This window comes from Rhodococcus sp. DMU1 (genome assembly GCF_012272955.1).
GTDB classification, from domain to species: domain Bacteria; phylum Actinomycetota; class Actinomycetes; order Mycobacteriales; family Mycobacteriaceae; genus Rhodococcus; species Rhodococcus aetherivorans.
The window spans coordinates 2,277,840-2,292,764 of the sequence record NZ_CP050952.1 but is presented as its reverse complement, the minus strand read 5'-3'; the positions used below and the strand labels follow the sequence as shown (position 1 = coordinate 2,292,764).

Annotated in this window: 13 protein-coding genes; 2 read left to right on the top strand and 11 right to left on the bottom strand. The window is 71.0% G+C overall.

The window, feature by feature from the left end; all coding sequences use genetic code 11:
- Nucleotides 1–5 precede the first annotated feature (5 nt).
- The 3 genes from HFP48_RS10800 to prmC are packed head-to-tail and all read right to left on the bottom strand — an operon-like array spanning nt 6 to nt 2,849.
- Nucleotides 6–1,211, bottom strand: a complete 1,206-nt coding sequence (locus tag HFP48_RS10800; protein WP_168579494.1) for an MraY family glycosyltransferase — start codon at nt 1,209–1,211, stop codon at nt 6–8.
- An 18-nt stretch (nt 1,212–1,229) separates the two neighbouring features.
- Nucleotides 1,230–1,892 carry an L-threonylcarbamoyladenylate synthase gene (locus tag HFP48_RS10795; protein WP_029542940.1) on the bottom strand — a complete coding sequence of 221 codons (663 nt, stop codon included), beginning with the start codon at nt 1,890–1,892 and terminating at the stop codon, nt 1,230–1,232.
- 36 nt (nt 1,893–1,928) lie between these two features.
- Nucleotides 1,929–2,849 carry a peptide chain release factor N(5)-glutamine methyltransferase gene (gene prmC, locus HFP48_RS10790; protein WP_029542938.1) on the bottom strand — a complete coding sequence of 307 codons (921 nt, stop codon included), beginning with the start codon at nt 2,847–2,849 and terminating at the stop codon, nt 1,929–1,931.
- 119 nt (nt 2,850–2,968) lie between these two features.
- On the opposite strand from prmC, the gene HFP48_RS10785 reads away from it, so the two are divergent.
- Nucleotides 2,969–3,439, top strand: coding sequence for a hypothetical protein (locus tag HFP48_RS10785; protein ID WP_006944374.1), 471 nt, complete (start codon nt 2,969–2,971; stop codon nt 3,437–3,439).
- Between the two features lie 24 nt (nt 3,440–3,463).
- Here HFP48_RS10785 and prfA read toward each other — a convergent pair whose 3' ends face one another.
- From prfA to argS, 8 genes are all read right to left on the bottom strand, one after another.
- Nucleotides 3,464–4,543 (bottom strand): peptide chain release factor 1, encoded by a 1,080-nt coding sequence (gene prfA, locus HFP48_RS10780; protein WP_006944377.1) that lies wholly within the window; start codon nt 4,541–4,543, stop codon nt 3,464–3,466.
- Between the two features lie 111 nt (nt 4,544–4,654).
- On the bottom strand, nt 4,655–4,888 hold the full coding sequence (rpmE, locus tag HFP48_RS10775; protein ID WP_006944378.1) for a 50S ribosomal protein L31: 234 nt from the start codon (nt 4,886–4,888) through the stop codon (nt 4,655–4,657).
- 141 nt (nt 4,889–5,029) lie between these two features.
- A complete protein-coding gene (gene rho, locus HFP48_RS10770) occupies nt 5,030–7,015 on the bottom strand; it encodes a transcription termination factor Rho (protein WP_168579493.1) in 1,986 nt (661 codons plus the stop codon).
- 356 nt (nt 7,016–7,371) lie between these two features.
- Nucleotides 7,372–8,301 carry a homoserine kinase gene (thrB, locus tag HFP48_RS10765; RefSeq protein WP_029542933.1) on the bottom strand — a complete coding sequence of 310 codons (930 nt, stop codon included), beginning with the start codon at nt 8,299–8,301 and terminating at the stop codon, nt 7,372–7,374.
- Nucleotides 8,302–8,336: 35 nt separating this feature from the next.
- Complete coding sequence (gene thrC / locus HFP48_RS10760; protein WP_006944382.1) at nt 8,337–9,431, bottom strand: threonine synthase; 1,095 nt, start codon at nt 9,429–9,431, stop codon at nt 8,337–8,339.
- Complete coding sequence (locus HFP48_RS10755; protein WP_029542928.1) at nt 9,428–10,738, bottom strand: homoserine dehydrogenase; 1,311 nt, start codon at nt 10,736–10,738, stop codon at nt 9,428–9,430. Before HFP48_RS10755 ends, thrC begins: the two co-directional genes overlap by 4 nt.
- A gap of 11 nt (nt 10,739–10,749) precedes the next feature.
- Nucleotides 10,750–12,171, bottom strand: coding sequence for a diaminopimelate decarboxylase (gene lysA / locus HFP48_RS10750; protein WP_168579492.1), 1,422 nt, complete (start codon nt 12,169–12,171; stop codon nt 10,750–10,752).
- Nucleotides 12,168–13,910 carry an arginine--tRNA ligase gene (gene argS / locus HFP48_RS10745; RefSeq protein ID WP_065922705.1) on the bottom strand — a complete coding sequence of 581 codons (1,743 nt, stop codon included), beginning with the start codon at nt 13,908–13,910 and terminating at the stop codon, nt 12,168–12,170. The genes lysA and argS overlap by 4 nt, the downstream gene beginning before the upstream one ends.
- Before the next feature lie 180 nt (nt 13,911–14,090).
- On the opposite strand from argS, the gene HFP48_RS10740 reads away from it, so the two are divergent.
- Complete coding sequence (locus HFP48_RS10740) at nt 14,091–14,924, top strand: DUF3105 domain-containing protein (protein WP_006944388.1); 834 nt, start codon at nt 14,091–14,093, stop codon at nt 14,922–14,924.
- Nucleotide 14,925 lies beyond the last annotated feature (1 nt).

Below are 14,925 nucleotides of genomic sequence, written 5' to 3'. Positions count from 1 at the left end.
CAAGCCTAACGGACCCGGCGACGGCCCCAGCGTCGCCGGGGACGGTCGGCGTCCTCGTGACGCAGCGACGGCACCGCCGTGACGACCAGCGCGAACACCAGTCCACCCGCCACGAGCAGCACGACGGCCCGCCGGTCGAGCAGGGAGGAGCCGACGGCCCCGAACGCGAGCACCCCGACCCACAGGTAGATCAGCAGCACCACCCGGCGGTGCGAGTGCCCGATCTGCAGCAACCGGTGATGCAGGTGCATCTTGTCGGGACTGAAGGGACTGACCCCGGCCCGGGTGCGCCGGACGATCGCCAGCAGCAGGTCGAGAATGGGGATGAACATGACAGCCCCGACGAGGATCAGCGGGGAGAGCAGGCCGAGCAGGTCGCGGGTGCCGTAGGCGGCCAGGGGGATGCGTCCCGACGCGCTCGTCGAGGTCGCCGCCAGCATCAGGCCGATCAGCATCGATCCGGAGTCGCCCATGAAGATCCGGGCCGGCTGGAAGTTGTGCGGCAGGAAGCCGAGGCAGGCGCCGGCGAGGGCCGCGGCGATCAGGGCGGGCGGATACGCGCTGACGTCGCCACCCTGGTCGTGCAACAGCCCGACGGAGAACACACAGATCGCGACGGCTGCGATCAGCCCCAGGCCGGCCGCGAGCCCGTCGAGGCCGTCGACGAAGTTCATCGCGTTGATCATCACCACCGCGACGAGCACGGTGAACAGCCCCGCCTGCAGCTGGTCGAGGATGAGGGTGCTGCCGCCGAACGGCTCGTAGATGACGATCCAGCTCACGCCCATCACGACGAGCACGCCCGCCGCCGTGACCTGCCCGACGAACTTGGTCAGGGCGTCGAGGCCCCAACGGTCGTCGATGATCCCGACGATCACGATGATGGTGCCCGACACCAGCGCGGCACCCATGTCGGGGGTGTACTCGAAGCCTCTGGTCAGCGCCGGCAGCTGCTGGGCGAACAGCAGGCCCGCCACCAGCCCGATGTACATGCCGACGCCGCCGAGCCGTGGCGTCGGCTGGACGTGCACGTCGCGGTCCCGGGGCACCGCGACGGCACCGAACCGGATCGCGGCGATCCGCACGGCCCCGGTCGAGAGGAAGGTGACGACCGCGGCGGTGAGGAGCACGAGCAGCAGCTCACGGATGGGCACGCCGGCGCCGCGGCCCGACTGGGCCAGCACCAGGGATGCCGTGTCGGCGGCAGTCACTTCGCCCGGTCCCCGCCGTCACTCCCCGCCGGCACGCAGCTGCGCCGGGTCCTCGCCCAGCACCTCCGCGATGTCCTCGACCGCCACGGCGCCCTCGCGCAGCACGCGGGGCCGGTCGGCGGTCAGGTCGACGATGGTGGAGGCGACGGCGTGTTCGGCCGGTCCGCCGTCGAGGTACACGCTCGCCGACCCGCCGAGCTGGGTGCGCGCCTCGTCCACCGTGGTGGCCGGCGGACGGCCGGAGACGTTCGCGCTCGACACGGCCAGCGGGCCCACCTCGCGCAGCAACTCGAGCACCACGGGGTGCAACGGCATGCGCAGCATCACGGTGCCGCGCGTGTCCCCCAGGTCCCATGCGAGCGAGGGAGCTTGGTGCACAACGAGACTGAGACCGCCGGGCCAGAAGGCACGGATGAGTTCCCGCGCCTGCGGACGAACGGTGTTCACCAGGCCGTCGATCGTGTTCCACGAGCCGACCAGCACCGGCACCGGCATGTCCCGGCCCCGGCCCTTGGCGCGCAGCAGACTGGTCACCGCATCGCTGTCGAAGGCATCCGCCGCGATCCCGTACACCGTGTCCGTGGGCACGACGACGAGCCGTCCGGCCTTGAGCGCACCCTTGGCGGCGGTCAGACCGGCGGCGCGGGAATCGGGGCGACTGCAGTCGTAGACGGTGCTCACGGGTTCATCCTTCCACTGCCGCGAACGTGTCCGGCATCACACACCCGTCCCGCCCTGGGATCCGCCGCGCCGCGCCTCCACGTCGGTCGGCACCCGGCGGGCGACGACGAACCGCGGCCGGCCCGCCAGATCGGGGTGCTCGGTCACGTCACCGAACACGCGGCGCTGCGCGAAAAGCTCCGCGACCTGGGCACCGTTCGTGTCGTCGTGCTCGACGCCGACGGCACCGCCGATCCGCAGCCAGCGGGCAATGTTCGACACCATCGGCTTGATCACCGACAGCCCGTCGGGACCGCCGAACAGCGCCGAGTGCGGGTCGTGCTCGATCACCTCGGGCGGGAGGTCGGTGCCCTCGGGAATGTAGGGCGGATTCGACACCACGATGTCGACCCGGCCCTCGAGCGAGGTGAGCAGGTTGCGGTCCGTCACGTCGCCCTGATGCAGGAGGATCGGCGTGTCCCCCGCCGCCGCGCAGCGTTCCGCGTTCCGCCGCGCCCAGGCCAGGGCGTGGGGCTCGAGTTCGACGGCGTGGACGACCGCGTCGGGCCGGGCGTGCGCAACGGCCAGCGCGAGGGCGCCCGAGCCGGTGCACAGGTCGAGCACCACCGGCGGATGCTCCTGGAGTCCTTCCAGGTACGCCAGGGCCCAGGCCAGCAGCAGCTCGGTCTCGGGCCGCGGGACGAAGACGCCGGGGCCGACCTCGATGTCGATCTCCCCCATCCCCGTGCTGCCGGTGATGTACTGCAGCGGGATCCGCTTGGCACGCTGCGCGATCATCGCGCGGTACGCGTCGACCATGGCGGGGTCGACGAGCGGCACGAGCCCGAGACGGGTGCGCTCGATGCCGAGCAGATGCGCGGCGAGCAGCTCGGCGTCCACACGCGGGCTGGGGACACCGGCTTCCTCGAGCACCGACACCGCTTCGAGGATCGCCAGGCGCAGGGGTTGACGAGTCACGGCGTACAGACTGCCATGCCGGTCACCACACGGAAACGGACAGGTCACGCATCCGGTCTGCGGCATGATCGAGATCGTCCGTGTCAGGCAGCACTACGGAACTACGGAAGGATCTTCCTGTGACGAAGTCGGGATTCGCGGTTCGGGCAGCGGCCGTCGTCGCGCTCGGAGCCGCCGGCAGCCTCGCAGCGCCCGGACTTGCCTCCGCATCGCCGATCGACGTCCAACCCACGCCGCTGCTCTGCAGCTACGTCGCGCCGATCCACAGCGTGACCGAGACGGACAGCGACGCCCTCGAGGAGGGTCGGCTGTTCTTCGCCGTCGGCGAGCAGAAGGCGCAGAACGGTCAGGTGGGCTGGGTCAACACGGCCACCTGGCAGACGGGGGGCGCCTCGTTGACCGCGACACCGCAGAGCAGCGACGTCCCGGTCGCGCTGCTGAACACCGGGCCGGGCACCGTCGTGTCCGCCGTGTGGGGACCGCATCAGAACGCGAAGGGCGAGAGCTGCTTCCTGCTTCCCGGCATCGACATCTCGCAGGTGCCCGGGGACGACGATCCGGGCGACGAACCCGGCGAGACCGCGCAGTAGCCGCCCGGGGCCCGGCTCACGGCGTCACTCCGCGGCGAGCCGGGCCTCCCGGTCGGCCTTGCCCAGGGCGTCGAGCAGGGCGTCCATGTCGCCGTCGAGCACACCGTCGAGGTTGTGGGCCTTGAAGCCGATGCGGTGATCGGTGATCCGGTTCTCGGGAAAGTTGTAGGTGCGGATGCGCTCGGAGCGGTCCACCGTGCGCACCTGGCTGGCGCGGCCCGCGGAGGCCTCCGCCTCGGCGGCCTCCTCCGCCGCGGCCTGCAGCCGCGCGGCGAGCACCTGCATCGCCCGTGCCTTGTTCTGCAGCTGGGACCGCTCGTTCTGGCACGTGACGACGATGCCGGTGGGCAGGTGCGTGATGCGCACCGCCGAGTCGGTGGTGTTGACGCCCTGACCACCCTTGCCGGAGGAGCGGTACACGTCGATGCGCAGGTCCGACTCGTCGATCTGGACCTCCTCCACCTCGTCCGGCTCGGGGTAGATGAACACGCCGGCCGCCGAGGTGTGCACCCGGCCCTGGGACTCGGTGACGGGGACACGCTGGACGCGGTGCACGCCCCCCTCGAACTTCAGGCGCGACCAGACGCCGTCGCGCACATCGCTCTTCGACTTGATCGACAGCGTCGCGTCCTTGTAACCGCCGAGGTCGGAGATGGTCGCGCCGAGGACCTCCACGCGCCAGCCGGCGCGCTCGGCGTACCGGATGTACATGCGGGCGAGGTCGGCGGCGAACAGCGCGGACTCCTCACCGCCCTCCCCCGACTTGACCTCGAGCACCACGTCGTCGCCGTCGTGCGGATCGCGCGGGGCGAGCAGGTCGGTGAGGGCCTTGTCGAGTTCGCTCACCCGCTCCTCGAGGGCGGGAATCTCGGTCGCGAAGGCGGCGTCGTCCGCGGCGAGCTCACGCGCGGCCTCGAGATCGTCGCGCGCGGCCCGCAGCTTGGTGTAGGTGGCCATGACGGGAGCGAGCTCGGCGAACCGCTTGCCGACCTTGCGGGCCGTCGCCGGGTCGTTGTGCAGCGCCGGATCGGACAGCTGCTGCTCGAGACCGGCGTGTTCGGCCAGGATGTCGTCGATGGCCGACGGCTTGGTCTGCCCCGCCATGTGATTCGCTCCACTCGTCCGTCGTGCCGATCCGTGCCGCGCCCGGATCGGGATGGAAAAAGGCCGACGCCCGGTCTGTGGCTGAGACAGAACCGGGCGTCGGCGAGACAGCTACTTGTCGGCAGCAGCCTTCTTGGTGTCGCGCTTGCCGTAGCGGGCCTCGAAGCGGGCGACGCGTCCGCCGGTGTCGAGGATCTTCTGCTTGCCCGTGTAGAACGGGTGGCACTGCGAGCAGACCTCGACGGTGATCCGTCCCGACTCTGCGGTGCTGCGCGTCTCGAACGTGTTCCCGCAACCGCAGACGACGGTGGTCGTCACGTAGTTCGGGTGGATTCCTGCCTTCATGGTGTCCCTTTCGTGGCCGCCGGGTCGCCTCCGCGGATCGGAGACGTGAACCGGGACCGGACTGAGCTGTTCGATTATGCCAAACGCATGCCCGGGGGAAGAAATTCCGCCCCCGGGCATGCGGCGCCGCTGCCGCGGCGATCAGTCGTCGAGCGCTCCCGGTGCCGTCTTCGACACCTGCAGGAGGAACTCGATGTTGCTCTTGCTCTTCTTGAGCCGGTCGATGAGCAGATCGATGGCCTGGTGCGAGTCCAGACCGGAGAGCACGCGGCGCAGCTTGTGCACCACCGCGAACTCGTCGGGGCTCATCAGCAACTCGTCCTTGCGCGTACCGGAGGGGTTGACGTCCACCGCCGGGAACACGCGCCGCTCGGCGATCTTGCGGTCGAGCTTGAGCTCGGCGTTGCCGGTGCCCTTGAACTCCTCGAAGATCACCGTGTCGCCCGTCGAACCCGTCTCCACCATGGCCGTGGCGATGATGGTGAGCGAGCCGCCGTTCTCGATGTTGCGAGCCGCGCCCAGGAACCGCTTCGGCGGGTACAGAGCGGTCGAGTCGACACCACCGGAGAGGATGCGGCCCGACGCCGGCGACGAGTTGTTGTACGCGCGGCCGAGGCGCGTGATCGAGTCGAGCAGGACGACCACGTCGCGGCCCTGCTCGACGAGCCGCTTGGCCCGCTCGATCGCAAGCTCGGCGACCGACGTGTGGTCCGACGGCGGCCGGTCGAAGGTCGAGGCGATGACCTCGCCCTTGACCGAGCGCTGCATGTCGGTGACCTCTTCGGGCCGCTCGTCCACCAGCACGACCATGAGGTAGCACTCGGGGTTGTTGGTCGTGATCGCGTTCGCGATGTCCTGCATCACCGTCGTCTTGCCGGCCTTCGGCGGCGAGACGATCAGGGCACGCTGGCCCTTGCCGATCGGCATGATCAGGTCGATCACGCGGGTGGTCAGGATGTTCGGGGTGGTCTCGAGCCGCAGCCGCTGGTTCGGGTACAGCGGGGTGAGCTTGTTGAACTCCGGGCGGCGCTTGGCGGCCTCGACGTCGCCGCCGTTGACCGTGTCGAGCCGGACCAGCGGGTTGAACTTCTGGCGCTGGTTGCCCTGCTCCCCCTCGCGCGGCACGCGGACCGCACCGGTGATGGCGTCGCCCCGGCGCAGGCCGTTCTTGCGCACCATGTTCATCGAGACGTACACGTCGTTGGGGCCGGCCAGGTACCCGGAGGTCCGGACGAACGCGTAGTTGTCCAGGACGTCGAGGATGCCGGCGACCGGCTGCAGGACGTCGTCCTCGCGGATCTCGGGCTCGCGTGTGTCACCGCCGGCCTCGCCGCGGTCACGTCCGCGACGACGCTCACGGAAGCGGCGCCCGCGGCGCCCGCGGCCGTCCTCGTCGTCCTCGCCACCCCGGCCGTCGCGGCCGTCCTGACGGGGGCCCTGACCACGGTCCTCGCGGCGGCGTTCCCCCTGGTCGCGCTGGCCGTCGCGCTGGTCGCGCTGGCCGTCGCGCTGACCGCGCTCGCGCCGACCGCCGTCGGACGGCTCGGCCTTCTCCTCGGTCTTCTCCTCGGCGCGCGGCTTCTCGTCGGTCCGCGCCTCGGCGGCGTCCTTCGGGGCCTCGGCGGTGGTCGTCTCGGCGGCCTGGTCGCCACCTCGGCGACCGCGACGCTGACGACCCCGGCGGCCACCCTCGGCCTCGCCGTCGGCGGGCTGCTCCGCCGCCTCGGCGGGCTGCTCGGGCGCCGTCGTCGCGGCGGGCCGCGCCTGGGCCGGCTCGGCGGCGGGGGCGGCGGTGTCGGCCGGGGCCGCGTCCTGGGCGGCACCACGGGCGCGACGAGCCCGGACGGGCCGGGCCGGCTGTTCCGGCGCAGGAGCCGTCTCGGCGGCTCCGCCGCCCTGACGCTCCTTGATCGCGGCGATGAGATCGCCCTTGCGCATCCCGGAGGTTCCCTTGATGCCGAGTTCGGCCGCGAGAGTCCGCAGCTCGGCCAGCACCATGCCGGAGAGACCGGCGCCACGCCGCCCACCGGCACGCGGTGCAGTCTGTGCAGGATCGGTGGCCTGCGCTCCCGCGGACGAATCCGTGGTATCGAGAACAGGCGTAGCGATCAGGTCCGTATCTGTCACGGAGATCCTTTCCTTCCCTCACTCGCGCCACGCAGAGTCGAGGGTTCGTTCCGCAGATCTTGCGTCGATCTGGGATTGCCGTACGTGTTCACGGATCGAACGGTCGGCACGTCCGCCATCACGCCATCCTCCGGCAGGTGCGGTCGGTCCATCTCCCCGAAACGAGGTCAGGTGAGGATCGATCCAGGATCGATCGCCCCGATGGATCTGGAGTGAATGCCCTGGAAAAGCCAGCGACTGAAACGCACGACGTGCGGACTAAGCACAGAATAGCGACGAACTGTACGTTGAGCAAGAAGAAGCCCCCGGGCGCGTCGCCCGGGGGTTCGCGCCCGACTCGAGAGGTTCGGGCTCGCTCACACGACCTGCACGCCGTCCGCGACGTCGAGTTCGAGCACGGTCATGTCGTCGGCCTCCGCGGCCGCGCGCAGGTCCGCGGGGAACGACTCGGTCGTGAGGGCGAGGACCGTGGGGCCGGCACCGGAGACCGCGGCGGGAATGCCCGCCGCGCGCAGGGCGGCGATCCACTTGGTGGTCAGCGGCAGGGCCGGGGCGCGCTGCGCCTGGTGCAGCAGGTCCTCCGTCGCCGGCATCAGCAGGTCCGGCCGCTCGGTGAGGGCGACGACGGCCAGCGCCGCGCGGCTGACGTTGAACGCCGCGTCGCGGTGCGGCACCAGATCGGGGAGCAGCCCGCGGGTGTGCGCGGTGGACGAGCGCGACGACGGCACCAGCACGACGACCCGGATCGCCGGGTGGACCGTGAGGGGCACCGCGCGGTAGGTGCGCTGTTCGTCGCCGACGACCGACTCGCTCCACGACACGACCGCGCCGCCGAGGATGCTGGCGGAGGCATTGTCCGGGTGGCCCTCGAATTCGGAGGCGAGCTGGACGAGCTGCGCCTCGTCGAGCACGCGCTCCGGAGCCACCTTGCGCACCAGCCCGTTGGCGGCCGCCAGGCCTCCGACGACCGCCGAGGCCGAGGAGCCGAGGCCGCGCGAGTGCGGAATAACGTTGCGGCACAACACGTCCAGGCCGTCGGCCCACACTCCGGCGGCCTCGAGGCCACGCTCGACTGCCCGCACCACCAGGTGCGACGGTCCCCACGGCACCTCTTCGGCGCCCTCGCCCTCGACGCGCACCTCGAGGCCCGATGCGGTTGTGGTGACCGTGATCTCGTCGTACAACCCGACGGCCAGCCCGAGCGAATCGAAACCGGGGCCCAGATTCGCGCTCGAGGCCGGGACCCGGGCGGTCACGGAGATCCCTACGGGCAGCGTCTGCGTCATGTCGTCTTTCCCAACGGAGGAGGGCGCGGCGGTCACTAGGCCAGCTCGAGCGCCGCGGCCACAGCGACCGGATCGACCGGGATCGGCTCCACCTGCGGCATCCCGAGCAGCGCCGTGTCGGGATCCTTCAGGCCGTTGCCGGTGACGGTGCACACGACCTTCAGCCCGGAATCGAGCCAGCCCTCCTTGCGGGCGGCGAGCAGACCGGCGATCGACGCGGCGGACGCCGGTTCGACGAACACGCCTTCGGTGGCGGCGACGAGCCGGTACGCCTCGAGGATCTCCTCGTCGGTGGCCGCCCGGAACGCGCCGCCGGACTCCTCCTTGGCGGTCATCGCCCCGTTCCACGACGCCGGGGCGCCGATGCGGATGGCGGTGGCGATGGTCTCGGGGTCCTTGACGGGGGCGCCGTGCACCAGCGGTGCCGCGCCCGCGGCCTGGACGCCGAGCATGCGCGGCTTGCGGGTGGTGAGGCCGTCCGCGAAGTACTCGGTGTAGCCGCGCCAGTAGGCGGTGATGTTGCCGGCGTTGCCGACGGGCAGCACGTGCACGTCGGGGGCGTCGCCGAGCGCGTCGGCGATCTCGAACGCCGCCGTCTTCTGCCCCTCGATGCGCACGGGGTTGACGGAGTTCACCAGCCCGATGGTGGGGAACTCGGCGGTGGTCTTGCGGGCGAGCTCGAGACAGTCGTCGAAGTTGCCCTGGACCTGGATGATCTTCGCGCCGTACATGACCGCCTGGGCCAGCTTGCCCATCGCGATCTTGCCGTCCGGCACGAGCACCGCGCAGCCCATGCCGGCCTTGACGGCGTATGCGGCCGCCGAGGCGGAGGTGTTGCCGGTGGAGGCGCACAGCACGGCCTGCTGGCCGCGGGCGAGGGCGTCGGTGACGGCCATCGTCATGCCGCGGTCCTTGAACGAGCCGGTCGGGTTCAGGCCCTCGACCTTCAGGTGCACCTCGCAACCGGTCAGTTCCGACAGGTGCGCCGCGGGCAGCAGCGGGGTGCCGCCCTCGCGGAGGGTGATGGTCTTCCAGTTTTCGCCGATCGGGAGCCGGTCACGGTACGCCTCGATCAGACCCGGCCACGGGGTGTGCACGGGGGTGGCGGTGTTCTTCTCGGGCGCGCTCATTCGGCGGATCCCTCCAGTCTCAGGACGCTGGTCACAGCGATCACGGATTCGAGTTGGTCGAGCGCTGCGACGGTGTCCGACAGCGCCTTGTCGGTGGCGCAATGGGTCAGCACCACCAGGCGGGCTCCGTCGCCGGCGCCCTCCTGGCGCACGGCGGCGATGCTCACGTCCCGCTTGGCGAACTCCGCGGCCACCGCCGAGAGCACGCCGGCCCGGTCCGCGACCTGCAGGTTGACGTAGTAGCGGGTGACGATGTCGCTCATCGGGGCGATCTCGAGGTCGGCGTACCGTGATTCGCGCGGGCCCCGGCCCCCGTGCACCCGGTTGCGGGCGGCCATCACGAGGTCGCCCATCACCGCGGAGGCGGTGGGCGAACCGCCGGCACCCTGGCCGTAGAACATCAGACGGCCCGATGCCTCGGCCTCGACGACGACCGCGTTGAACGCACCGTTGACGGCGGCGAGGGGATGCTCGCGCGGCACCAAGGCCGGATAGACGCGCGCCGAGACCCGGTCCTTGCCGTCGGTGGTGATCCGCTCGCAGATGGCCAGTAGCTTGACGGTGCAGTTCAGCGCCCGCGCGGTGGTCAGGTCGGCGGCGGTGATCTTCGAGATGCCCTCGCGGTAGACGTCGCCGGCGGTGACGCGGGTGTGGAAGGCGATCGAGGCCAGGATCGCAGCCTTGGACGCGGCGTCGAAGCCCTCGACGTCGGCCGTCGGGTCGGCCTCGGCGTATCCGAGCCGGACCGCCTCGGCGAGGGTCTCGGCGTAGTCGGCGCCGGTCTCGTCCATGGCCGAGAGGATGTAGTTGGTGGTGCCGTTGACGATGCCGAGGACCCGGTTCACCTTGTCACCGGCGAGGGACTGGGTGAGGGGCCGGATGACCGGGATGGCGCCGGCGACGGCCGCCTCGAAGTACAGGTCCACGCGCTTGGCCTCGGCGGCCTCGGCGAGCTCGCCCGTGTACTCCGCGAGCAGGGCCTTGTTGGCGGTGACCACGGATTTGCCCGAGTCCAGGGCCGTGCGGACGAGCTTGCGCGGCAGTTCGATGCCGCCGATGACCTCCACCACGATGTCGACGTCGTCGCGGGCGATCAGGCCCTCGGCGTCCGTGGTGAGCAGGTCCTGCGGGATGCCGCGGTCGTCGCGGACGGTGCGCACGGCCACGCCCCGCAGCTCGAGCGGCGCGCCGATGCGCGCCTCGAGATCGGTGGCATCGTCGCGGATGATGCGCACGACCTCGGCTCCGACGGTGCCGTGCCCGAGCACAGCCACACCGATCGGGCGCTGCCCCGGTTCGTTGGTCACCGCTTCGGTCGTCACTCCGTAACCTCCAAGCTGAGCAGATCTTCCACGGTTTCCCGACGCAGGACGACGCGGGCGGCGCCGTCCTTGACCGCCACGACGGCGGGCCGGGGCAGCAGGTTGTACCTGCTGGACATCGAGTAGCAGTATGCACCGGTCGCGGCGACGGCCAACAGGTCGCCGGCTTCGAGGTCGGCGGGCATCCAGGCGTCGCGGATGACGATGTCGCCGCTCTCGCAGTGCTTGCCGACGACGCGGGACACGACGGGCTCCGCGTCGCTGGACCGCGACACCAGGCGGGCCTCGTACTCGGCCTGGTACAGGGAGGTGCGGATGTTGTCGCTCATGCCGCCGTCGACGCTGATGTAGCGGCGTGCCTGGTGAGCCCCCACCGCGACGTCCTTGATGGTGCCCACCTCGTAGAGGGTCACGGTGCCGGGGCCGGCGATCGCGCGTCCGGGCTCGACCGCGAGCGTCGGCTCGGGCAGGCCGGCGAGTGCGGACTCGGTCTGCACGATGTGCCGCAGCTTGGCAGCGAGTTCCTCCACGGGCGGCGGGTCGTCGCTGGGCACGTAGGAGATGCCGAGGCCGCCGCCGAGGTCGACGATGTTCATCTGCGCGGTCTTGTCGACGCCGAATTCGTGGACGGCATCGCGCAGCAGGCCGATGACCCGGTGCGCGGCGAGCTCGAACCCGTCGACGTCGAAGATCTGCGAGCCGATGTGGCTGTGCAGGCCGACCAGGCGCAGGTGATCGCTCGCGAACACCTTGCGGACCGCGGCCATGGCCACCCCGCCGGCCAGGGACAGCCCGAACTTCTGGTCCTCGTGCGCGGTGGAGATGAACTCGTGGGTGTGCGCCTCGACGCCGACCGTGACGCGGATCAGCACGTCCTGCACGACGTCGAGTTCGGCGGCGACCGCGTCGAGCAGGTCGATCTCCGACATGGAGTCCAGGACGATGTGCCCGACGCCTGCGGCGACGGCGGTCCGCAGCTCGGCCACGGACTTGTTGTTGCCGTGCATGGCGATCTTCCCCGCCGGGAAGCCGGCGCGCAGCGCGACGGCGAGCTCACCGCCGGTCGAGACGTCGAGGGACAGGCCCTCCTGCTCGACCCAGCGCGCGATCTCGGTGCACAGGAACGCCTTCGACGCGTAGTGCACCTTCGCGCCCGGCCCGAACGCGGCCGCGATGTCCCGGCACCGGGAGCGGAAGTCGTCCTCGTCGACGACGAAGAGCGGGGTGCCGTATCTCTCCACGAGTTCGGTGACGGGCACGCCGGCGATCGTCACGACGCCGTCGTCGCCGCGCCGCGCGTTGCGGGGCCACACGTTCGGGTGCAGCAGGTTCAGCTCGCCGGCGTTCGCGGGCCGCTCGGTCAGGCCCGGTGCGTGCGGGATCTCGGCGTGCCGGGGACCGGCGGGGTGCGCGTTCACATCCGCTCCGGGGCGCTCACGCCGAGCAGTCCGAGCCCGTTGGCCAGCACCTGACGGGTCGCCGCGCACAGCGCGAGCCGCGCCGCGTGCAGCGGGCCGGGCTCCTCGTCGCCCTGCGGCAGGATGCGGCAGGAGTCGTAGAAGCGGTGGTAGGTGCCGGCGAGTTCCTCGAGGTACCGCGCGACGCGGTGCGGTTCCCGCAGTTCGGCGGCCTTGGCGAGGACGCGCGGGTACTCGCCGATCGTGCGGATCAGGTCGCCCTCGCGCTCGTGGGTGAGCAGGGCCAGGTCGGCGTTCTCGGCGCCGAGACCGAGCTCGGCGGTGTTCTCGGCGCCGAGACCGAGCTCGGCGGTGTTCTCGGCGCCGAGACCGAGCTCGGCGGTGTTCTCGGCGCCGAGACCGAGCTCGGCGGCGCCCCGGGCGATGGACGAGAGCCGGGCGTGCGCGTACTGGACGTAGTAGACCGGGTTCTCGTTGGTGGTGCTGGCCCACAGCTCGAGATCGATGTCGATACTCTGGTCCACCGACGAGCGCACCAGCGCGTAGCGGGCGGCGTCCACGCCGATCGCCTCGACGAGGTCGTCGAGGGTGATGACCGTGCCGGCGCGCTTGCTCATCTTCACGGCGACCCCGCCGCGCACGAGGTTGACCATCTGCCCGATCATCACCTCGACGGTGTCCGGGTCGTCGCCGAACGCGGCGGCCGCGGCCTTGAGCCGGCCGATGTAGCCGTGGTGGTCCGCGCCGAGCATGTAGATGCACAGGTCGAAGCCGCGCGACCGCTTGTCCTGGAAGTAGGCGATGTCACCGGCGATGTAGGCGGCGTTGCCGTCGCTCTTGATGACGACGCGGTCCTTGTCGTCGCCGAAGTCGGTGCTCTTGAGCCACCACGCGCCGTCCTGGTGGTACAGGCTCCCGGAGGTCTTGAGTGTCTCGACGGCCTTCTCCACGGCGCCGGACTCGAACAGGGAGTTCTCGTGGAAGTACACGTCGAAGTCGACACCGAACTCGTGCAGGGTGCGCTTGATGTGGGCGAACATCAGTTCGACGCCGATCGAGCGGAACACCTCGTGCCGCTCCTCTTCGGGCAGCGCGAGCGCGTCCGGGCGCTGCTGCAGCACGGCCTGCGCGATGTCGGCGATGTACGCGCCGGCGTAGCCGTCCTCCGGCGCGGGCTGCCCCTGTGCCGCGGCGATCAACGAGCGCGTGAACCGGTCGATCTGGGCGCCGTGGTCGTTGAAGTAGTACTCGCGGGTGACGTCGCCGCCCTGCGTGGTGAGGATCCGGCCGAGGGCGTCGCCGACCGCGGCCCAGCGGGTGCCGCCGAGGTGGATGGGCCCCGTGGGGTTCGCGGAGACGAACTCGAGGTTGATGCGGGTTCCGGCCAGCGCGTCCGAGTTGCCGTACGCGGCGCCCTCGGTGAGCACCTGGGCGACGATCGCGCCCTGGGCGTCGGCGGCGAGGCGGATGTTCAGGAAGCCCGGGCCGGCCACCTCGGCGGACTCGATGCCGTCGGCGGCGGTGAGGGCCTCGGCGAGCCAGCCCGCGAGTTCCCGCGGATTGACGCCGGCCTTCTTCGCGACCTGCATCGCGACGTTGGTCGCGTAGTCGCCGTGCTCCGGGTTGCGCGGCCGCTCGACCGTCAGGGTCTCGGGCAGGACGGACACGTCGAGGTCGCGCTCGGCGAGCACCCTCGCAGCGGTTCCGTGGAGCAATTCGGCAAGGTCGGCAGGAGTCACGGGTCTCTATCCTATTGGCTCCGTCCCACCCGGCGTGACGCCGGTCCGGCCTGTTGTCGCGGTCACGGCCCGCCCGCCGCGGGGATGCCTGCCCGCCGCCCGCCCGTAGAGTTGACAGAGCACGCGCGGACCGAGCGTCGTGCGCCCTCTGTTGTCCATCCGTCGAAAGAGCACCCAACGATGCCCAGCGGTTCGGTAAGTGGCGGTTCCGGCAAGAAGTCCGGTGCCAAGTCTGCGAAGGCGATCAAGGCCGCCCAGAAGAAGAGCGGCGGTCGCGGCCTGCCCAAGCAGCGGCAGATTCCGTGGCTTCTGATCGGCGGCGTGGTCGCGGTGGTCGCGCTGGTCGCGGTCATCGCCGCCAGCATCATCCCGAAGTACCAGGACTCCCAGGCGCTCGCGGAGTGGACGCCGTCCGAGTCGAATCAGGACCCGTCGACTGCGATCGAGGGGGTCGTGACGGTCGACTACCCCGCCGGTCAGCACATCGGGTCCACGCAGCGCGTCGCGTACGACCAGAGCCCGCCGTTCGGCGGGCCGCACGACGCGATCTGGGCCACGTGCACCGGCACCGTGTACCCGGAGGCGATCCGCACCGAGAACGCCGTGCACTCGCTCGAGCACGGCGCGGTGTGGATCACGTACAACCCCGACCTGGTCGACCAGGCGGGCGTCGACGCGCTCGCGGCGAAGGTGGACGGCAAGTCCTACCTGATGATGTCGCCGTACCCGGGCCTCGACGCTCCGATCGCCCTGCAGTCGTGGGGGCATCAGCTGAAGGTGGACGCCGCCGACGACGAGCGGATCGACCACTTCATCGCGTCGCTGCGGCTGAACCGCTACGCCTACCCGGAGGTCGGCGCGAGCTGCTCCACGCTGCCCGGCTCGTACGACCCGAGCAATCCGCCGCCGTTCGATCCCTCCGCCCCCGGTCCGGACGCGGTGCCGATGGACGGCGGCACGGTGGACGGCACCGAGCAGGTGCCGGCCGACATGCAGGCCCCGGCGGGGAGCTGAC